We start from the raw sequence: 19,189 nt of genomic DNA, 5'->3' as shown, positions 1-19,189 counted from the left end.
GTGATCCCCGCCTGGACCGGAACGCGGATCCGCGAGGCGGAGAAGCCGCTCCTCGAGCGCGGCGAGGGTCCGGCGCTGATGAGACGCGCCGCCCACGGGCTGGCCGTCCACACGGCACGCCTACTGGTCCAGCGCCGCGGCGGGGTCTACGGGGCCCGGGTGGTCGGCCTCATCGGTCCCGGCAACAACGGGGGAGACGGACTCTACGCCCTCGCGGAGCTGGCCCGCCGGGGAGCCGCCTGCGGCGCCCTCCTGATCCGCGGCACCGCCCACGCGGAGGCGCTCGAGGCCTATCGGGGCGCCGGCGGCCGGATCCTGACGGTCCAGATGATCCCTGCCGGCACGGAGGTCGTCGTCGACGCCGTCCTGGGAACCGGTGCCCGGGGCGGCATCGACCTCCCCACCGTGCCCGCCGGCGCAGCGTTGGTCGCCTGCGACCTCCCCTCGGGCGTCGACGCGGATACCGGTGGGGCCGATGGGAACGTGCTAGCGGCAGACCTGACGGTGACCTTCGGAGGACTGAAGACCGGCCTCGCCGTGGGGCCGGGCCATCTGGCGGCGGGACGCATCGAAGTCGTCGACATCGGATTGGGCCCCCATCTGGGGAACCCCGAGCTGCAGGTCGTCGAGTTGGCGGACGTGTGCGCGGCGGTGCCCCGGCCTCAGCCCGGAGACCACAAGTACACGCGCGGCGTCCTCGGTCTCGTCGCAGGATCGTCGCGCTATCCGGGGGCGGCGGTCCTCAGCGCCACAGCCGCCGTCAACACGGGCCTGGGGCTTCTGAGGATCGCGGCCGGTGGTTCGCAGGACGCCGTGCTCCGGGCCGTCCCGGAAGCGGTTCCACTCGTCCGGGAAGGGGACCGGGTCCAGGCGTGGGCCGTCGGCCCGGGAATCGGCGACGACGCATGCCAGATCCGCCGCGTCAGGGTTGCCTTGGAGTCCGGCCTCCCGATCGTCGTCGACGCGAGCGCGCTTGATGTCGTGGAACCGGGGGACGGGCGGTGGAACGCCATCCTGACTCCGCATGCCGGTGAGGCATCGCGCCTCTTGAGGAAAGCCGGATTCGCCGTCGACCGGCATGGCGTCGAGTCGGATCCCCTGAAGTGGGCCCGCGTGGTCAGCAGGCTCTACGGCTCGGCGGTCCTGCTCAAGGGCCCGACGACGGTCTGCGCCTCACCGGACGGAACAACGCACGTCTTTCGCGGAGGATCGTCCCGGCTGGCCACGGCCGGCTCCGGTGATGTCTTGACGGGGGTGCTTGGCGCGGTCATGGCCACCATGGGTGAACTACGCTCGCCGGAAGACGTCGTGGTTTCGGCCGGCATCGCCATCGGAAAGTGCGGCGCAGCGGCCGGTGCCCTCGGAGAGAGGGGCTTCGGAGCAAGCCTCCTGGCTGAACACATCCGATGAAACCGAGCACGACTGCGGACTCGCAGCCGCAACCCCCGGCTCCGGGAGCCATCAACGCAGGCAGGCACGACCCCGGGGACCACTCCACCGCCCTCGAGGCGGTTCCTGTCCCCGGCCTGCGACAATGGACCTGTGATGATAGACGAGCCCTTGACCGCCGACGCATCGACCCGGATCCACGGCCCCGACGTGTGCGGCCGCATGGCAACGATCGACTTGGATGCCGTCCGCCACAACATCCAACGCGCCGTACAACTCGCGGCGCCAGCGCAGGTCATGGCAGTCGTCAAGGCCGATGCCTATGGGCACGGGGTCCTTCCCATCGCCCGATCCGCAGTCCAAGCGGGTGCCGGCTGGTTGGGGTTCGCCCATGTCCAAGAGGCCATCGACGTGCGGAAGGCCGGCATCACGACGCCTGCTTTGGCCTGGCTTCACACGATCGAGTCCCCTTTCGCGGAGGCGATCCTCAACGACGTTGACCTCGGCGTCTCCGGATGGGAACTTGACCATGTCGCAGCGGCTGCCCGCGAAGCCGCCCAACCAGCCAGGGTGCACCTCAAGATCGACACAGGCCTCGGGAGAAACGGTTGCCCCGCCGACCGTTGGGAACAGTTGTTGGACGCCGCCAACGAGTTGCAGGACGCCGGCCTCCTGCGGGTCGTCGGAGTCTTTACCCACCTCGCGGTTGCCGACGAACCCGACCGCAAGGAAACCGATGAGCAGTTGGATGTCTTTCGCGAGTCCATCGCACTCGCCGAGGACGCCGGATTCGACATCGAAGTCCGGCATGCCGCCAACACTCCCGCCACGCTCTCACGGCCTGACGCGCACTTCGATCTCGTTCGCTTCGGGCTCGGGATGTACGGATTGAGTCCGTTCGCGGACCAGTCATCGGACGACTTGGGCTTGAGGCCGGCCATGCGGCTGAGCGCGCGTATCGCGAACGCGAAGCGGGTACCCGCCGGTCAAGGCGTCTCCTACGGGTTGACCTATAGGACGCAAGGCCCCACGACCTTGGCCCTGATCCCGCTCGGCTACGGTGACGGTGTTCCGCGCGCGTCCGTCGGCGGGCCGGTGCTGATGGGAGGTTCCGTCTATCGAAGCTGTGGCCGAATTGCGATGGACCAGTTCGTCGTCGATGTGGGCGACGTTGACCCGGACGAGCTGATCGGCGAGGAAGCCGTACTCTTCGGCCCCGACGGCCCGTCGGCTGACGAGTGGGCCAAGGCAGCCGGAACGATCAACTACGAGATCGTTACGCGCATCTCGACACGAGTGCCCCGCAAGTACGTCCGCGGCTCGTGGGGGCCTACGGATGTGTGATCCCGGCCCCGCGACTCCAGTGTGGGTCGCCGACGTTTCAACGAGCGGCGCCGAGACCACGGCCTCGCTTGCCCGGTCGCTGGCCCCGTACCTGGTTCACGGCGACCTGCTGATACTCACCGGGCCCCTCGGGGCCGGAAAGACCACCTTCACACAGGGCCTCGGAGATGGATTGGGGGTTGGCGAAGCCGTGATCTCCCCGACCTTCGTCCTGTCCCGGATTCATCGTTCGTCCAGCGGGGGCCCAGATCTTGTCCACGTCGACGCGTATCGGCTCGCCTCGCCTGCCGACGTCGACGACATCGACCTGGAGTCAACGCTGGCCGACGCCGTGACCGTCGTGGAATGGGGGCGGGGCAAGGTCGAACACCTCGGCGATTCGTGGTTGGACATCGAATTCGTGCGCGAAGTGGTTCCAGGCGGCGGTGAAGAGAGGCTGGTCTTCGACTTCGACGAGACGGGAGCCGACGAGGCGCGCCAGCTCACCATCAGTGCATTCGGGCCACGTTGGCTTCACCGGCGTCCGTTCGAGGGCGGACCGACGTCTGAGGACCCTTTCGCCCTGGAGGCCAAGGCCGGCATCCCGAACCGACCGCCCTGTCGATGACCAGGGTCGCCTCCCCCGAGTGGCGCCGCCTGCGTATACCATGGCCTAGGGAAATCTTCTTGTAGGGGGAACTGTGGACGAACGTAGGGTTGCAGTCGTCGTCGAGGACGACGAGGACATCCGGGGACTGCTCGAAGCAGTCCTCCAGAGCTCCGGCTTTGAAGTCCACCCGGCATCGACCGGTCTCGAGGGCGTTGAGCTCGCGGCCGCCCAGTCTCCGGACCTGGTCACCCTGGATCTCGGGCTGCCCGACATCGACGGCTTTGAGGTGGCTCGGCGCATTCGCCGGGGTTCCGACGCGCACATCGTCATGCTGACCGCCCGGACCGACGAGATCGACACCGTCCTAGGGCTCGAGATGGGCGCCGACGACTACCTGACCAAGCCGTTCAGCCCCCGCGAGCTGCGCGCCCGGGTGGACGCCATCATGCGCCGACGCACGGCGGCAGCCGACGACGCTCCGGTGCCGACCTCGACCGTGGCGACTGAGGGATCCGTTGCCACGGCGTCAGCCGCCCCGAGCGCGGCCCCGGTCGCGCCGGTGGTGGGAGCCTCAGTCGACGTGGCCGAGGGCAGCGCGCTCCAGCTCAACGGACTCGTGCTGCAGCCCGCGCTCTACCGTGTGGATCGCGAGGGCACGGAAGTGCAGCTCACGCCCACCGAGTTCCTGCTGCTGCAGACCATCCTCGAGCGCGGCCGCGTGGTCTCCAGCAAGGCCGACCTGGTCCGCCGCCTCCGCGACGAGGACCACGACGCCGGGACGTTCGTCTCAGGCTCCGACGAGCGGAGCATCGAAGTGCACCTGGGCAACCTGCGCCGCAAGCTCGGCGACGACGCCCGAGAACCCCGTTGGGTCGAAACCGTCCGCGGAATCGGCTACCGCGCCGCGCTGCCCCGGTAGTCCCCGCCCTCGCGGGTAGCAATCGCATCCAGCTCCACGGCCGTCGCGCTGCCCAGCCCCTGCAGCGTCGTCAACAACCGCTCCGCCGGCGTCCAGAGCCCCGTGCATCCAGCGGCCCGGGCGGCCGCGTGCATCTCCTGCGCGAGGGAAGCCAGCGGCAGCGCGCCCAGCATCGCGGCACCCGACTTCAGGGACAGCGCGGCGTCCATGCCCGCGTCCGCGTCCCGCTCCACAACGGCCCGCTCCAGCCGCTCGCAGCGGCCGCCCCACATCCGGGTGAAGGAATCGATGCAGCGGATCACGGGCTCCAGGCCGAGCTCGTCGACGAGGCTCACCAGGAGGGGGCACTCCACGAGCTTCCGCTCCCGCGGGGCGGCGCGTGGCGCCTCGAGATCCTCCATGGATCAATGGTCGTCCATTCGGCCACATCGGAGGCTCAAGACTTCCTCAAGAAAGGCTCAAGATTCGCCCGGGCAACCAATGCCTTCCTCAAGGCCGGGCGTCAGGGCAGGAACCAGTCCAGCCAGCACAACGGGTGCCACCATGGGCTGCAGACGTCCGGCCCCGGCGACGGCTCAGTGGTCGGAGGAACCGTGGGCTCCGCAGTCGGCGGTGTGCTCGGTTCCGCGGTGGCCGACGGCACGACGGTCGGCGTCGGACTGGCGCTGGGCGTCACCGTCGGCGACGGGGCCGCCGTCGGACGAGGCGCGGTCGCGGATGACGAGCGGCTCGTCGTCGGCGCGCTCGTCGAGGCATGAGGACTCGGCTGGACCGGGAGGGTCGAGGGGCCTACCGCCGTGGAGCTCGAGAGGACGGGCCCACGTCGGTCGACGCGGCCGGATTCGACGGAGCCTCACCCGGGGGAGGAGGCGGCTCGACGCCGACCGTCGGCCGCGCCGCCGACATCTGAGGGGGCACCGTCTCCGCCGGAGAGGCGGAGGGCGCCGGGGTTGACGCCGGCCGTGGGATCGGCGACGAGGAGGGGTCCGCGGAACTCGATGATGCCGGTGACGGTGACGGTGACGGTGGCGGTGCCGGCTGCCGGGACAGGCCGAAGGCGAGACCGGCCGCCAACAGCGACACCGCCGCGACGCCGGCCACGAGCGGCACCGAGGCCGCGAGGGCCCCGACCCCCGCCCCGGCCGCACTCGAGGCGCCCGCGCTGGCGCCGGCGCCGACGCCGGCACTACCGCCCGCCCCGGTCCCGCCGGCGCCGCCGGACGTGCCCAGCGGCGTGGCGCCAGCCGCGGACCCGGTAGCGATGCCGAGCGACGCAGCGCCCGCGCCGCCCGCGGCGGATCCCGCGGCCGCGGACACCGCGCCGCCGCCCAGCCAGCCCGCGCCGCCCAGGCCCTGGGAAGAGCGGGGCGACGACCCCGCGCAGGCCCGCCCCGACGTCGTTCACGTGGACCAGCGCCGCCGTACAACGTGCGTACGATTCCAGGTGCCGCTCGAAGCTCCGCCGTGCCCGGGCCCCCAGCCGGGAGCGAGCGTACGCGCCCAGCTGCCGGGACTGCCCGCATTGGTTCCGCGCCCCGCGGCCCACGTGCGCCTGCAGGTACTCCGTGCGCAGCCCGTCCCGCGCCCGCACGCCGAGCGCCGAGACCGCGTTCGGGCTCAGGCTCAGCAGCGGAGCGACCTCCGCCGGCGTGGCCCCCTCGATCTCCAGGTGCCACAGCACCAGCTGCCAGCGCTCCGGCAGCGGCCGGAACGCCTCCGCGCGCGCGCCCGCCTCGAAGCCCTCCAGCACCGGGTCCGCGTGCTCCGTGCCCGCCTCGAACAGCGCCACGTCCTCCGTGGGGCGCTCGCGCTTGCGGCGCAGGTTCTGCCGCATCGACATCCGGGCCACCACCGTGCACAGGTACGGGCCGAACGCCTCCTCGGGCCCCTTACCCCGCTGCAGCACGCCGAGCATCGCCGCGAACGCGTCGGAGACCACGTCCTCCGCGAGCGAGGCGTCGTCGAGCTTGTGCCGGGCCGTCGCCAGGGCGCGGGCCCGGTGGTGGCGGAAGAGCTCGCCGAAGGCGGCGGCGTCCCCGCCCCGGGCACGGCCGATCAGCTCGGCGTCGCCGGGGCCGTTGGGAACGTCCCCGGCGGCGGTCTGGGCCACATCCCCCAAGAACACAGTCCTTCCGTCGGTGCGGAGCCGTCCCCAACGGCTCTCGCACACTAAAGAGTTGCTTTCCCGACGAGTATGACGCGCAAAACGAAAGATTTCCTCAAGGTTTGCGCGGATTCCGTGTAAAGCCGGCGTCATCATCGAGCGGAACTGGGCTCTTTCCTGAAGGAAGCGCTGAAAGGATCCGGTACGACGCCGGACGCCTGGTCCCGGCGCGGGCCCCGCCGGGGAGCGGGGCCGAGAAGACGACCTGGGGGAGGAAGACCATGGGCAAAGGCCGCCTGGCCGTGGTGCTGGACGCCGACGCCGAGGCGCGCGGGAGCCTTCGGGACGCTCTCGAGCTCGGTGGGTTCACGGTGCACGAGGCCGCCACGATGCGTGACGCCGCCAAGCTGCTGGCCCGCGCCCGGCCCGGCCTCGTCGTGGCCGACCTCTGCCTGCCCGACGCCGACGGGCCCGCTGTGGTACGCCAGATCCGGGCCGCGAGCGACGCCCTGCTCGTCGTCGTCTCGAGCCACGACAGCACCGGGGACGCGATCGAGGCGCTCGACGCCGGCGCAGACGACTTCATGCCCCGGCCCTTCTCCGTCCGCGAGGTCCGCTCCCGCGTCAACGCGCTCATCCGCCGCGCCCGCTGGGACGGGGCCGCCGTGCCCGGGCCCGGCGACGTCTTTGAAAGCGACGGGCTGCGCCTGAACACCGCCAGCAGTACGCCACGCGCGACGGCGAGCCCGTGTCGCTGACCCGCAGCGAGTTCATCCTCCTCGAGCAGCTGCTCCGCGGCGGACGCCGGGTCCGCTCGCGCGAGTGCCTGGCCCGGCTGCTCGGCGGCGGCGCCGGTCGGCGTCCCGTGCAGCCGTCCGAACTGCGCGCCCTCGAGGTCCACATGGCCAACCTACGCCGCAAGATCGGCGACGACTCCCGCGCGCTCCGCTGGATCGAGACCGTCCGTGGCGTCGGGTACCGGCTCGCGGCGCCGTCGTCGTCGACGGCAGCGGGGCGGGTGCCCGTGACGGCCTCCCGAATCGGCTCGGTCCTCCATCAGGAAGCCGCGGCGGACTGAGGGGAAGGATCCTTGCGGAGGGCGCCAGTCGTCGACTCCGCGACCATCGGCCGCTGCCGGCACTCAGCCCGCGGGCAGCGTGACGCGGACCGAGGTGCCGGCTCCCGGGCGCGACTCGATCTCGAGCGTGCCGCCATGGGCCTCGGCGATCTCCCGGCAAATGGCCAGGCCCAGGCCCAGGCCGCGCGTCGTGGACGTGCGGGCGGTCGCCGAACGGTAGAACATCTCCTGGGCGCGCTCGAGGTCGGCGGCGTCCATGCCGACGCCCTCGTCGGAGACGCCGAGGACCACGTGCCCGGTCTCCGTCCCGACGGCCCGAAGCCGGACGGCGCCGCCACCGGGGGAGTACTTGACGGCGTTCGAGGTCAGGTTGGCCACGAGCTGCTCAAGCCGGACGGGATCACCCAGGACCACGGGGGAATCCAAGACCTCGACGTGGACGGTGATGCCGTCCGGCGCCGAGCGGCGGACGTCGTCCGCGGCCCCCTGGAGCAGCTCGCCGAGGTCCACGGGCAGCGAGGCCGAGCGCTGCCAGCCCGGGACCGTGGAGAGCAGGCCCTCCACGAGCGAGGCCATGCGGACGGCGTTGCGGTGCACGGCCTCGAGGGTGCGCCGGTCCGGCTCCGCGCCGAGCTCTAGCGAGAGCTCCACGGTACCGAGGATCGTGGTCAGCGGCGTGCGCAGCTCGTGGTTGAGGGCGGCGAGGAAGTTCTCGCGCCGGCGGAGCTGCTCGAACAGCTCCGTGGCGTTCTGGAGCACCACCGTGGCCCCGGCCCGTCCGCCGCTCGAGTCGGTGTGCTGCTCCACGGTCACGAGGGCGGCATGGTCCTTGCCGCCGCTGCGGATCCAGACGACCTTGCCGCGCACCGACCGCCCGTCGGCCGCCGACCGGAACGGGTACTCCGCGTCCGCGAGCGGCCGCTTCCCGTCCCGGTCCAGCATCCCGGCCCGCCGCTCCCACGCCAACGCGTCGGCCATGGTCGCCAGCTCCTCGCCCGGCGCCATCGGCCCGTGTCGGAAGAGCACGCGGCCCTCGGCATCGAAGGAGACCACGCCCACGCCCGTGGCGTCCAGGGCCGTCGCGAAGGACTCCGCGCGCTGCCGCTCGACGTCCGCCAGGCGCGAGGCGAGGCGCGCGCGGCGGTGCTGGTCCGCCGTCGTCCCCGTGGCCTCGATGGCGATGAAGCCGACGATCACGCTCATGAGCGCCGCCGCGACGAGCGCCGTGGGGGAGCGGCCGTCCCCGTTGACCCACTCGCCCACGAGGGCCACGGAGATCGGCAGGACGAAGCCGCCCACGACCGTCGCCACCGGATGCCAGCCCGACCACGCGATCCACATCACCGGGAACACGGTCAGCGCCGCGACCCCGCCCAGCAGCGGCGTCCAGGCCGACATCATCAAGGTGATCGCGACGACGTCCACGCCCGCCAGGACCACCGGCGCCCAATACGGCAGCCGGTCCCACGGGACGCGCCACGCCGCCAGCAGGACCAGGCCCACGAGGGCGAGCCCCGCGTAGTTCAGCAGCCGGTCCTCCTGACCCGGATGCATCCAGCGCAGCAGGACGACCGCCGCGAGCGAGGCCGCGGCGAGGGGGAGATTGCTGATGACGTGCTGCTGGTTGACCGGAAGGTTGTCGTAGTAGTCGCGGAACCCCAGCATCAGGACCGGGTGCGGGAGCTTCTTCACCTGCCCAGTCTAGGTGCGGGGGTCTCCGGCGCGGCGCGATGGGGAGTTCTCCCCATCGCGGGGCGCGGCCGGCCCGCCTACGCTGAAACGACCATGACGAGAATCCCGCTCAGCGCCGAGGACCTGCCCGACGGGTGGATCCAGCTCGAGGCCCACGGCTCCGCGTTCGCCGCGGTGCTCCCGCGCCCTGGCCGGCCCGCGGGGATCGTCGCGGTCGCCTACGCCGGATCGATGGAGCCCGGCGCCGATCGGCTCTATGTCGTCGAACAGTCCTGGGAGGAGTTCCGCGGCAGGCCCGCCCGGCGCACCGACCTCACGCGCCGCAGCAGTGCGGGCGAGCCCGTGTTCACGCGCCGTTGGGAGGTCCCCTACAGCGACTGGATGCTCGAGGTCACGCTCAGCTGCGCGCTCGAGGACTACCCGATGCTTGGGGGACAATTCGACCAGTTCGCCGCCGGATTGCGGCTCGCCGCATGAGCGCGGGACCCGCGGGCGTGGAACCGCTCTACGCGCCGACCGGGCCCGGCGTGGACCCGGCCGGGTTCGGACTGCTCGAGCGCATCCACCGGCGCGGCGGCCCCGGGCTGCTGGACCGCGTCCGACGCCGCAGGGAACTGCTGGCCCTGCACGAGGCGGGGCTGATCGACGGGCGCTCGCGGCTGCGCGCGTCGGGGGCTCGCTACTTGGACAACGTCGGCGCCGGGCCGGCCTGGACCGTCACCGGGCGCTACCTGGACAGCCACTCCACCCTGAGCCTGTGGTTCGGGGACGGAGGTGCGACGGTCCTCGCCGGGCCCAGCGCCGAGGAACTACGCCCGGGAGCCGTGCCGGGGATCGCCGACGACGCCATGCAGCGGCTGGACCTCGTGCGGTCCTCCGAGGCACCCTCGACCGTGTGCGCATGGGCGGGCGTGCGGCCCGTGGCGCCGCTGCTGGCCGGACCCGCGGCCCTGCCGCTCGACGAGTTCGAGGCGCGCGCCGCCGGGCGCCACGACGGGCCGGGCCCCGAAGGCCTGGGCGCGCTGTGGGAGGCGCCGTGGTTCGTCTGGGACGTCGCCACGTCGGACGGAGCCATGCTGGGCTTCATCAACGCGGGCCGGGCAGGGCACTGCGCGTTCGGCGTGGCAGACGATGGCTCCCGCGGGGCCGAGGTCCGCCTCGCGCCGATCGACTCGGGCCGGGTCTGGCGCCTGCTGGCCGGGCTCGTGAGGTCGGGGTCGGAGACCTAGGAACACACCACAGAGGGGACGGGAGCCGGCGGACCGCGGCTAGAATCGAGACCATGCTCGTCCTCGCCATCGACACGTCCGCCATCGCCTCCGCGGCGCTGCTCAAGGCCCACGACGAGGACGGGAGGGCCGAGGTCCTCGAGTCCTTCGCCACCACCGAGACCAACACGCACTCCGAGGTGCTCGCCCCCGCCATCGCCGGCCTGCTCGAGCAGGCCGGCATCGACGGGCGGGAGCTCGAGCGGATCGTCGTCGGCGTCGGACCCGGCCCGTTCACCGGCCTGCGCGTCGGCATCGCGACCGCCCGCACCCTCGGCTTCGCCTGGGGCGTGCCCGTCGACGGGGTCATGAGCCTTGATGCCATCGCCTGGGACGTGCTCGCCGACCCGGCCGAGGCCGGCGCAGTGGGCGAGGGTTTCAGCGTCGCCATCGACGCCCGGCGCAAGGAGCTCTACTGGGCCCGCTATGCCGGCGACGGCGCGCTGCTCGACGGCCCGCACGTCGGAGCCCCCGGAGACCTCCCCGCGTGCCGGGTCTACGGCGCCGGAACCGCGCTGTATCCGGAGGCGCTCGCCGGGGCCGGGGCGACCGGCGTCGAACGCTTCGCCACCCGCGTCCCGCGCGCGGCCTCCCTCGGCGCCTTCGCCCTGGGGTGCCTGGCCCAGGGGCAGGAGCTGCTGCCCACGACCCCGCTCTACCTGCGCGAGTCCGACGCCAAGGTCCCCGCCGCCATGCGCAAGGGCACCGCGTGAGCGCCGAGACGGCACCCGGCTGGGTGCTGCGCGGCATGACCGCCGCCGACATCCCCGTCGTGCACGCCCTCGAGGAGCGGCTCTTTCCGGAGGACGCCTGGCCGCTGTCGATGTTCCACGACGAGCTGGGCCAGACCGACACCCGGCGCTACTGGGTCGCCGAGGCCGGCGGGGAGATCGTCGGCTACTGCGGGCTGATGTGCGTCCTGCCGCTCGCCGACGTGCAGACCATCGCCGTGGTCCCCGAGCACGAGGGGAGGGGCATCGGCTCCGCCCTGCTCGCAGGGCTCGTCGCCGAGGCCCGGGCCCGTGGCGCCGGCGACGTGCTGCTCGAGGTGCGCGCCGACAACCCGCGCGCCCAGGAGCTCTACACACGGTTCGGGTTCGAGCACATCCACACCCGCCGCGGCTACTACCCGGGCGGCACCGACGCCCTCATCATGCGCCTCACGCTCGGCGCGGTGGCCGCCGACTAGCCGATCGCGTTGGCGCCGAAACGGCGGCACCATATCCGTGCCTGCCGAGCGAATCGGCTCCCCAAGGTGGGCTCCTCCAGGACGGTCTGAAGAGCTTCCCACTTCTCGCTGCGGCCGTGCGGCGTGTCGGCGAGACTCGCCGTGTTCGAGAGCCCGGGATGACCGAGAACTGGGAAGGATCCCGCGGCTCTCGGCGAGGTCGCCACCGATCGGCGAGGAACGACGGATGCTCTCCGTTGGGGTTTGAGGCGGCCGCGCCTTGCCTCATGTCAATATGCTCGCGTGGTGTTCGCTGTTGCCTCAGCTATTTTGCTCGCGTAGCGGTGGTGCCGTCGTGCTGGGTGCGTAGCCTGGCCCGGTTGATGAGCTGGTTCTGGATCGCGTTGATCCCGCGGGTGATCGCCGCCGGGTTCAGTTCCCGGTGGATCTCCGCCAGAGCCCGGGCGTTCTCCTCGTCCATCGCCCCCGCGTCCAGCAGCCGCTGGTAGGCGGTCCGCGGCTTGTCGTAGGTCCGGCGTCGGCGTCCGGAGGACGAGGTCGTGTGGTCCTTGGCCTTGACCATGGGCAGCAGGTGGTTATTCCGTGCGTCGACCAGGACCCAGAGCTGCTGGAGCAGCTCCAGTTCCTCCGGGCCCTCGTAGCGGTAGCGGAACGCGTGCCGGCGCACCCAGTCGCGGTTGCGCTGCTCGACGTGGGCGTTGTCGTTGTGCCGGTACGGGCGGGCCCGGGTGAGCTCGATGCCCCGGCCCCGGGCCCACCCGGTCAGCGGGACGTTGACGAACTCGCCGCCGTTGTCGAAGTCCAGTCCACGCATCGGATACGGCAACGCGTCCGCGAGCCCGGCGACGCCGGCCAGGACGTTGCGGTGGGCGCGGTTGCGGACCGCGGTGTTCGCCGTCCACCCGGTGAACACGTCGGTGAGCGTGATGGTCCGCAGGTCCTCCCCGAAGAGGCTGTGTCCGCAGTGCGCGACGGTGTCGGTCTCGAAGAACCCCGGCTCCTGCTCCATCGGCGTCCCGGACCAGCGCACCGGGATCTCCGAGCGCAGCATCGCCCCGGGCCGGGTGGACGAGAGCGAGGCGGCCGGGTAGCGGGCCTTGCGCAGCGGGGCCAGGTAGCGGTCGATCGTGGCCCCGGACATCGAGGACAGCTCGCCCCGCACGGTGTCGTCGAGCAGCCCGGCCAGCTCTGCGAGCTCCCCGAAGCGCTCGAAGCGCTCCAGATGGTCTTCCATCACCACGGCGAGGTACTTGCCGCAGGGCTCGCCCGAGAGCGTCCACACGCGCTCCAACACGGCCCGGGACTCCGGACCGTACTTCCGCTGCCGCCGCCGCGGCAACGGCGTGGGACCGGCCCGCGCCTTACCGGCGGCAACGAGCCGGCGCCGGGCGTTCGCACGCGACCAGCCCATCGCCGTGCACACATGGTCCAGGATCACGGACTTCTCGCCCTTGGACGCCTTCGCGTACTCCACCGCCAACGCCCGGACGATCTCACGGCGGGCCTTCATCGAGATTCCCTCTCTCATCGCCCCAGCACACCCCGTTGCCCCATCGATGGCCAGAGCTACGCGAGCATTCCTAAATGAGGCAACGGCCCCGTTTCGCGAGCATCTACGTTGAGTCAACGCGGACGCTGGACACGGTCGACTGCTGGTTCTACAGTTGAGATTCGACAAGCAATTTACTCGGTTCGAGTTCTTGGGGCTGTCACAAGCGGGGGATGCAGTAGGAACCTTGGGGGCGACTACCCATCTGCCGGGGCATTGATCCGCTGGGGAGCGGGGCCCGGCAACTTGCCTGAGGGCGTCGCGGGCTCTTGGGGCACATGGGGGAAATGTGGCACCGCACCGTTGGGGAAAAGAACACGGTACGACGACGCCGCCGCGCGCCCCGCGCCGGGGTACTCGTCGCATCCTACGGCAGGCCGTCTCGGTCATCGCGGCTTCCGCGCTGGTCATGAGCCTGTCAATCATCGGGCTCGGCCTGCCCGGCGCCTCCGGATCGGAAGACGCCGAGGCCGGACCCGCCGTCGTCCAGGCCGCCGAGGCCAATTCGTCCGAGGCGCCACCGGCGCCGGTCGAGCCGGCCGCCGTCGAGCCTCCGGTCGTCCAGCAGGCCGTCAACCCGCCCGCGCAGCAGGCGGCCCAGAAGAAGGCCGCGGCTCCGACCTCCGCCGCGCCACCCAGCCAGGCGGCCAAGTCGTCGGCTCCCTCGCAGAAGTCCAGCGCGAAGGCGACGCCGTCGGAGAAGGCGGCATCGGCGTCGTCCTCCAAGAAAGACGACGACAAGAAGAAGGACGACAAGAAGGACGACGACCAGAAGGACCGGCAGCCGATGCCGGAGATGGAGAAGAAGCCCCTTTCCGCGGCGTACCAGTCCAACGGCACGTGGCTCGTCCGCTATCGGATCGAGGTCGAGGGCGACGAGAAGGGCGCGACCGTCTACAGCCTCACCGACACGCTCCGCTTCGGCGCCGGCGCGCAGATCCTCTCCGCGGGCTGGACGGGTCCGACGGGATCGGGCAGTTGGAACCTGCCGTCCACCACAGCCGTCCTCGCGAGCGACCGCGCCCTGAAGCGCGACGCCGACTCGGAGCGGTATACGATCACGGTGGTCGCGTCCGTCGCGCCGGGGGCCGTCGGCACGGAAGCGATGGACTGCAAGCTGCAGAAGAACGAGTCCGGGACGGGCTTCCTGAACACGGCGCTCATGACCTCCGGCGGGAAGTCCGAGAAGGACCAGGCGTGCTTCGAGCCGACGCCGGTCAAGCCGACCCCGACGCCGACGCCGACGGTGACGCCAACGCCAACGGTGACGCCGAATGAGACGCCCGAGCCCACGCCGAGTGAGACACCGGATCCGACGCCAACGGTGACGTCGAGTGAGACGCCTGACCCGACGCCGAGCGAAACGCCCGATCCGAGCGCGACGCCGACGGTCACGCCGGACCCGACGCCGGATCCGACCGCCACGCCGAGCGCGAGCCCGGAGCCGTCGGCCTCGACGAGCACGACGCCGGTGCCGACGGCCACGCCGCCCGCCGACCCGCCGTCGTACGGTCCGACGCTGGCCAGGACCGGTAGCGCCGGGACATGGCTGACGGTGTGGGCCGCGGTGCTGCTGATGGCCTGCGGAGCCGCGGCGATCGTCTCCTCCAAGCCGAGGAGGCTGCACTGAGACCCCGGGGCCGCGGCGGATGATCCCCTGCTGCGGCCCCGGCTCACCGCCGGCGCCGGCGCTCATCCGGAGCGTCGACCGGCACCCCTAAGGCCCCGCAGGCCGTCCCGATTCCCCCGCTCGGGCAGACCGGTCTGCGGCCACAGCGGCTGGACCGCCTCCCTGAAAAGGGGCGGTCCAGCCGTTCCCTCATCCACAGGCCGGCGAATTGCTCTAGCCGGTGGCCGATCATCGTGCTTAGGATGTCTCCGGGGCGCGGTCCTTGGCATCAACGCACTGATGCGCCAGCGCCGCCAGGGGGAAGGCTGGTCCAGATCATGAGCTCCACCACGCCACGCCACTTCGGGTACGACGCCGGACGCCGCCTCCCGCTCCCGGCTGCCGCCGCCCGGGAGGTACGGTCTGCCGCGGCCCGGGCAGTGCTCGCCGTCGCCGCCGCGCTCTTCCTGCTGCTTCCGGGCATCGCGCCCGCCCAGGCCGCGGGAGCCGTCGCAACACCTGCCGGAGCCGGCCCCGGCGCCGGGTGGGGCTCCGCGCCGACGGCGGCCCCGGCGTCGTACCGGCACGTGGTGCCCGCCGCGAAGGTGCCCCCGCTCGAGCGCAATCCGCGGCGCGTCGCGATGCTCGTCAACAAGGACCACCCGCTGGCCCCGGCCCGTTTCGCGCCCAGCCTGGCGGCCCTGCCCGGCGGGTTCCGTGCGCATCCGGACGCGGCGGCGGCGTTCAAGCGCATGGCCGCGGACGCGCGCAGGGCCGGGGTCGATATCCGGATCACGAGCGCCTACCGCTCCTATGCCACGCAGGCCTCGCTCTTCGCGAGCTACAGCAAGCGCTACGGCGCGGCCTACGCCGCGAGGATCTCCGCCCGCCCCGGCACCTCCGAGCACCAGACCGGGCTGGCGATCGACGTCGGGAACGCCAGCAAGGCGTGCGCCCTCCAGGCATGCTTCGCCAAGACGCCCGTGGGGCGGTGGGTCAGCGCCTACGGCCACAAGTACGGCTTCATCATCCGCTACCCCAGCGGGCAGGAGGCCACCACGGGCTACAGCTACGAGCCGTGGCACCTGCGCTACGTCGGCCCCCGGGTCGCCCAGGACATGGCCGCGCGGAAGGTCCCCACGCTCGAGCACTACTACGGGATCGCCAAGGGCCAGCCCGGGGCGAGAGCCGCCGCGAAGCCGGCTGCCCAGGCCACCGCGAAGCCCGCTGCCGGACGGCTCCTGGCCACGACGGCCAATCTGAACATGCGCAGCGGCCCGGGAACCGGCCACCGGATCGTCACGACGCTCTCCAAGGGGACCCGCGTCACCGTCACGGGGGCCGCGCGCAACGGGTGGCATCCCGTGAAGTACGGGACCAGGACGGGCTGGATGAGCGGAAAGTACCTGAAGTAGCGGCGGGCGTTACGCGATGCGCATCCGCGCGACGTTGTCCTTGACCACGGCCCGCAGGTCACCGCCGTTCTGCTCGGCGACGTTGCGCTGCCACTGGTAGCCGGCGCCGCCGCGGATGATGCGTTCGACGTCGGCCAGCTCGTCGGCGCAACCGAGCTTCCTGGCGACGGGCTCGAGGCGGTTGAGGACCTTGTAGAGCTCGTCGGTGACGAGGTTCTCGTTGCCCTCCTTGTCGAGGATGATGATGGCGTCGAGGCCGTAGCGGGCGGCACGCCACTTGTTCTCGACGCGGTACCACTGCGGCATCACGGGGATCGACCACCCGTTGTCCAGGGCGGTGGACATCTCGTCGACGAGGCACTGGGTCAGGGCGGCCATCGCGGAGATGTCCTGCAGGGAGCTCAGGCCGTCGCAGATGCGCATCTCCACGGTGCCGAAGCGAGGCACCGGCCGGATGTCCCAGCGGATCTCGGAGATGTCGTCGATGACGCCGGTGTGGAGCATGTCGGCGACGTAGTGCTCGTACTCCCCCCACGAGCGGAAGTAGTAGGGGAGTCCGGCCGTGGGCAGCTGCTGGAACATGAGCGCCCGCTGGCTCGCATAGCCGGTGTCCTCGCCGCCCCAGAACGGGCTCGACGCGGAGAGCGCCTGGAAGTGCGGCTGGTAGTTGACCAGTCCGTCGACGATCGGCAGGGCCTTCTCTCGGCGGTCGACGCCGACGTGCACGTGGACCCCGTAGATCGCCATCTGCTGACCCCACCACTGGGTGCGGTCGATGAGCTTCGCGTAGCGTTCCTTGTCCGTCACGGGCTGCAGCTTCGGCGCGGCGAAGGGGTGCGATCCCGCGCAGTACAGGTCCACGCCGATCGGGTCCGTGACCGTGCGGATCGCCTCGATGTTCTGGTGGAGCTCGGCCCGCGCCTGCGCGACCGTCTGGCACACCCCGGTGACGATCTCCACCGTGTTCAGCAGCAGCTCCTGCTTGATCGCGGGATGCTCCTCGTCCTCGTCCAGCCCGCCGTGCAGCGCGTGCACCCCCGAGAGGACCTCGTTGGCGACGGAGCGCATGTCGAACGTCTCGCTGTCCACGAGCGCGATCTCCCACTCGACGCCGAGCGTGGACTGGCGGGACTGTGCGAAGTCGATCTGCATCCGGGGGGCTCCTGATCGCTGGTTCAAACGGATGGTCCATTCTATGGGTGTACGCCGCCGGCTGCTTCCGTATTGCGCGCCGGGTCGCCTTGGGCTCGGCGACCGCCGGCGACCTCTCGGTTGGCGGGCGCGCCACGTTGCCTCGGCCAGGCTGCTGGTTGAATCCAAGGCCGTGGGGAATTCCACGCCGTCTCAGATGGAGGCCCCCCATCCGGAAGGTAGCCCACGCTCTCGCCCACTCTGCGTGAACTGGGCGCGAGGGTGGGCCGCTGCCAATGCAGCTGGGTGTGCACTGGACGCTGCGGTCGGCTCGAGGCGGTTCCGAGTTCACGTTGTCTCGGTGAGTCGGTGTGTTGGTGGCGAGAGCACGGGGTCTACCTCGTGAAATGGACAGCGGCCCATGGTGTCGCCCACTATGCGTGAACTGGACGTCGGTGCGGGCCGGGGGTTCGCCGAGTTCACGTTGTCTCGGTGAGTCGGTGTGTTGGTGGCCAGAGCACGGGGTCTACCTCGTGAAATGGACAGCGGCCCATGGTCTCGCCCACTATGCGTGAACTGGGCGTGAGGCTGGGGGCATGATCGCGCCGAGTAGACGTGAACTGGGTGCCGTGGTCAGCCCAGCGTGCGGGCCCGCAGCGCCAGCTCAAGCTCGAAGCGCGCCAACGGATCCTCGAGCTCGGCGCCGAGCAGCGAGCGCAGCTGCCCGAGCCGGTAGCCGACGGTCTGCGGGTGGATGCCGAGCTCCTCGGCCACGGGCGCCCGCTGGCCCCAATGCCGCAGCCAGGCCAGCAGCGTCTCCTCAAGGCGGGCCCGCGGACCGGCCGGGAGCTCGTCGAGCGGGGCCAGCCGCTTCCGGGCCAGCGCCGTCATGGCGGTCGGCTCGGCCCGCATCACGATGAGCGCCAGATGGTCCTCGGCCCACACGGGCTCGGCGGCATCGTGCCCGTCCGTCGGCCCATCGGCCCCCTCGTCGACGGACACCGCCGCGGCGGCGAGCTGGGCCAGCCGCAGCGAGGACCCGACCTGCTCCCAGCTCCCGGCGGGCCCCACGACGGCCCGCCGCCCGCGCAGCACGCGCACGACGTCGGCCCGCGCCGCCGCGGTCGGCGGCATCGGCACGAGGGCCACGGCGTCGGAATCGCGCTCCACCACGAGCGCTGCGTGACCGAGCCGCACCCGCAGCCCCGGCGCCGTGTCGAGCGGCAGCACCACGGCCGCGAGCCGCGGCGGCAGCACCCAGTCCGCCTGCAGGCTCGCCGCGCGCAGCGACGCCTCGTTCGTCTGGCCGCGCAGCAGCAGCTCCAGCAGGGCCGTCCGCCGCCGGTCCAGCTCCCCGGCCCGCTCCGACTGCTCGAACGCGTACGCCTCCACGCTCACCGCGGACAGCTCGTCGATGTAGGCGAGGATCGACTCGCCCAGGTCCACGACGGCCTCCGCCCCGAGCCCGGACTCGAGCGTCGCCTTGGACAGCTCGCGGAACGTGATCCGCGCGCCCGTCCGGTAGGCGCCGAGCAGGGCGTCCATCGAGCGGCCCTGCCGGAACTCGCCCGCGCCGAGCCCGGCGACGAGCAGCCCGGTTTCCGCCGAGAGCGCCGGCAGCCGCGTGCCCGGAAGCTGCAGGAAGCGGTCCAGGGCGCCCGCGACGCCGCGCCGCAGGCCGCGCCCGAACCGCCCCTCCATGGGCAGCGAGTAGGTGGGGACCATGCGCGGCACGGTGTCGATGATCGCCGCGACGACCTCGGGAACGTAGGGGCGCAGGACGTCGCTGATGCCGCTCGGCAGGGACAGCCACGGCGGATCGTTGGGGTGGCGCGGCACGGCGCCGTCTCTCGCGTCCATGAGGCTCGCTCCCAGCCTTTCCTGTTGCCCGGCGATAGTTTTTGCTGCCCAAT

The 19,189-nt window shown here is 71.8% G+C and carries 19 protein-coding genes; 13 read left to right on the top strand and 6 right to left on the bottom strand.

Features of this window, described 5'->3' with window-relative positions:
• The 4 genes from AC0QR5_RS08055 (at position 1) to AC0QR5_RS08040 (ending at position 4,241) form a co-directional block, all read left to right on the top strand.
• Positions 1 to 1,410, top strand: a complete 1,410-nt coding sequence (locus AC0QR5_RS08055) for a bifunctional ADP-dependent NAD(P)H-hydrate dehydratase/NAD(P)H-hydrate epimerase (RefSeq protein ID WP_329860509.1) — start codon at positions 1 to 3, stop codon at positions 1,408 to 1,410.
• A gap of 135 nt (positions 1,411 to 1,545) precedes the next feature.
• Complete coding sequence (gene alr / locus AC0QR5_RS08050) at positions 1,546 to 2,733, top strand: alanine racemase (RefSeq protein WP_430633655.1); 1,188 nt, start codon at positions 1,546 to 1,548, stop codon at positions 2,731 to 2,733.
• Complete coding sequence (gene tsaE, locus AC0QR5_RS08045; protein WP_329860507.1) at positions 2,726 to 3,340, top strand: tRNA (adenosine(37)-N6)-threonylcarbamoyltransferase complex ATPase subunit type 1 TsaE; 615 nt, start codon at positions 2,726 to 2,728, stop codon at positions 3,338 to 3,340. The genes alr and tsaE overlap by 8 nt, the downstream gene beginning before the upstream one ends.
• A 73-nt stretch (positions 3,341 to 3,413) precedes the next feature.
• Positions 3,414 to 4,241 (top strand): response regulator transcription factor, encoded by an 828-nt coding sequence (locus AC0QR5_RS08040; RefSeq protein ID WP_329860505.1) that lies wholly within the window; start codon positions 3,414 to 3,416, stop codon positions 4,239 to 4,241.
• Here the strand turns inward: AC0QR5_RS08040 and AC0QR5_RS08035 are convergent.
• Positions 4,217 to 4,642 carry an Hpt domain-containing protein gene (locus AC0QR5_RS08035; RefSeq protein ID WP_329860504.1) on the bottom strand — a complete coding sequence of 142 codons (426 nt, stop codon included), beginning with the start codon at positions 4,640 to 4,642 and terminating at the stop codon, positions 4,217 to 4,219. The genes AC0QR5_RS08040 and AC0QR5_RS08035 overlap by 25 nt on opposite strands.
• Before the next feature lie 192 nt (positions 4,643 to 4,834).
• Here AC0QR5_RS08035 and AC0QR5_RS08030 point away from each other — a divergent pair, with 192 nt between their 5' ends.
• Positions 4,835 to 4,999, top strand: a complete 165-nt coding sequence (locus AC0QR5_RS08030; protein WP_329860503.1) for a hypothetical protein — start codon at positions 4,835 to 4,837, stop codon at positions 4,997 to 4,999.
• Between the two features lie 428 nt (positions 5,000 to 5,427).
• Here the strand turns inward: AC0QR5_RS08030 and AC0QR5_RS08025 are convergent, their stop codons facing one another.
• A complete protein-coding gene (locus tag AC0QR5_RS08025; RefSeq protein ID WP_329860686.1) occupies positions 5,428 to 6,351 on the bottom strand; it encodes an RNA polymerase sigma factor in 924 nt (307 codons plus the stop codon).
• 275 nt (positions 6,352 to 6,626) lie between these two features.
• Between AC0QR5_RS08025 and AC0QR5_RS08020 the strand changes: the two genes are divergently transcribed.
• Both AC0QR5_RS08020 and AC0QR5_RS08015 read left to right on the top strand, forming a co-directional pair.
• Complete coding sequence (locus AC0QR5_RS08020) at positions 6,627 to 7,103, top strand: response regulator transcription factor (RefSeq protein ID WP_329860502.1); 477 nt, start codon at positions 6,627 to 6,629, stop codon at positions 7,101 to 7,103.
• Positions 7,094 to 7,423, top strand: coding sequence for a winged helix-turn-helix domain-containing protein (locus tag AC0QR5_RS08015; protein ID WP_329860501.1), 330 nt, complete (start codon positions 7,094 to 7,096; stop codon positions 7,421 to 7,423). The genes AC0QR5_RS08020 and AC0QR5_RS08015 overlap by 10 nt, the downstream gene beginning before the upstream one ends.
• 63 nt (positions 7,424 to 7,486) lie before the next feature.
• Here AC0QR5_RS08015 and AC0QR5_RS08010 read toward each other — a convergent pair whose 3' ends face one another.
• Positions 7,487 to 9,115: a sensor histidine kinase gene (locus tag AC0QR5_RS08010; RefSeq protein ID WP_329860499.1), complete on the bottom strand. Its 1,629-nt coding sequence runs from the start codon at positions 9,113 to 9,115 to the stop codon at positions 7,487 to 7,489.
• Between the two features lie 93 nt (positions 9,116 to 9,208).
• Between AC0QR5_RS08010 and AC0QR5_RS08005 the strand changes: the two genes are divergently transcribed.
• Genes AC0QR5_RS08005 through rimI form a run of 4 tightly spaced genes read left to right on the top strand, consistent with a single transcriptional unit; the run spans position 9,209 to position 11,572 of the window.
• On the top strand, positions 9,209 to 9,592 hold the full coding sequence (locus AC0QR5_RS08005) for a hypothetical protein (RefSeq protein WP_329860497.1): 384 nt from the start codon (positions 9,209 to 9,211) through the stop codon (positions 9,590 to 9,592).
• Positions 9,589 to 10,344 (top strand): hypothetical protein, encoded by a 756-nt coding sequence (locus tag AC0QR5_RS08000; RefSeq protein ID WP_329860496.1) that lies wholly within the window; start codon positions 9,589 to 9,591, stop codon positions 10,342 to 10,344. The genes AC0QR5_RS08005 and AC0QR5_RS08000 overlap by 4 nt, the downstream gene beginning before the upstream one ends.
• Before the next feature lie 53 nt (positions 10,345 to 10,397).
• A complete protein-coding gene (gene tsaB / locus AC0QR5_RS07995; RefSeq protein WP_329860495.1) occupies positions 10,398 to 11,096 on the top strand; it encodes a tRNA (adenosine(37)-N6)-threonylcarbamoyltransferase complex dimerization subunit type 1 TsaB in 699 nt (232 codons plus the stop codon).
• A 35-nt stretch (positions 11,097 to 11,131) separates the two neighbouring features.
• Positions 11,132 to 11,572: a ribosomal protein S18-alanine N-acetyltransferase gene (rimI, locus tag AC0QR5_RS07990; RefSeq protein ID WP_329860685.1), complete on the top strand. Its 441-nt coding sequence runs from the start codon at positions 11,132 to 11,134 to the stop codon at positions 11,570 to 11,572.
• Between the two features lie 304 nt (positions 11,573 to 11,876).
• Here the strand turns inward: rimI and AC0QR5_RS07985 are convergent, their stop codons facing one another.
• The gene (locus AC0QR5_RS07985) at positions 11,877 to 13,100 is read right to left on the bottom strand and encodes an integrase (protein WP_329860494.1); all 1,224 of its coding nucleotides are present in this window, start codon (positions 13,098 to 13,100) and stop codon (positions 11,877 to 11,879) included.
• Positions 13,101 to 13,530: 430 nt separating this feature from the next.
• Here AC0QR5_RS07985 and AC0QR5_RS07980 point away from each other — a divergent pair, with 430 nt between their 5' ends.
• A complete protein-coding gene (locus tag AC0QR5_RS07980; protein ID WP_329860493.1) occupies positions 13,531 to 14,751 on the top strand; it encodes a hypothetical protein in 1,221 nt (406 codons plus the stop codon).
• 317 nt (positions 14,752 to 15,068) lie between these two features.
• Entirely contained in the window at positions 15,069 to 16,145 is a 1,077-nt protein-coding gene (locus AC0QR5_RS07975) for a D-alanyl-D-alanine carboxypeptidase family protein (RefSeq protein ID WP_329860491.1), read from the top strand.
• Between the two features lie 9 nt (positions 16,146 to 16,154).
• Here AC0QR5_RS07975 and AC0QR5_RS07970 read toward each other — a convergent pair whose 3' ends face one another.
• Together AC0QR5_RS07970 and AC0QR5_RS07965 are read right to left on the bottom strand one after the other, a co-directional pair.
• Positions 16,155 to 17,297 carry a glutamate--cysteine ligase gene (locus AC0QR5_RS07970; RefSeq protein WP_329860490.1) on the bottom strand — a complete coding sequence of 381 codons (1,143 nt, stop codon included), beginning with the start codon at positions 17,295 to 17,297 and terminating at the stop codon, positions 16,155 to 16,157.
• Between the two features lie 612 nt (positions 17,298 to 17,909).
• The gene (locus AC0QR5_RS07965; protein WP_329860489.1) at positions 17,910 to 19,136 is read right to left on the bottom strand and encodes a PucR family transcriptional regulator; all 1,227 of its coding nucleotides are present in this window, start codon (positions 19,134 to 19,136) and stop codon (positions 17,910 to 17,912) included.
• Between the last annotated feature and the right edge of the window lie 53 nt (positions 19,137 to 19,189).

The sequence above is a fragment of the Arthrobacter sp. J156 genome (assembly GCF_056172865.1).
Note: the sequence above shows the minus strand (reverse complement) of the source record. Positions and strands in the feature narration are given on the sequence as shown.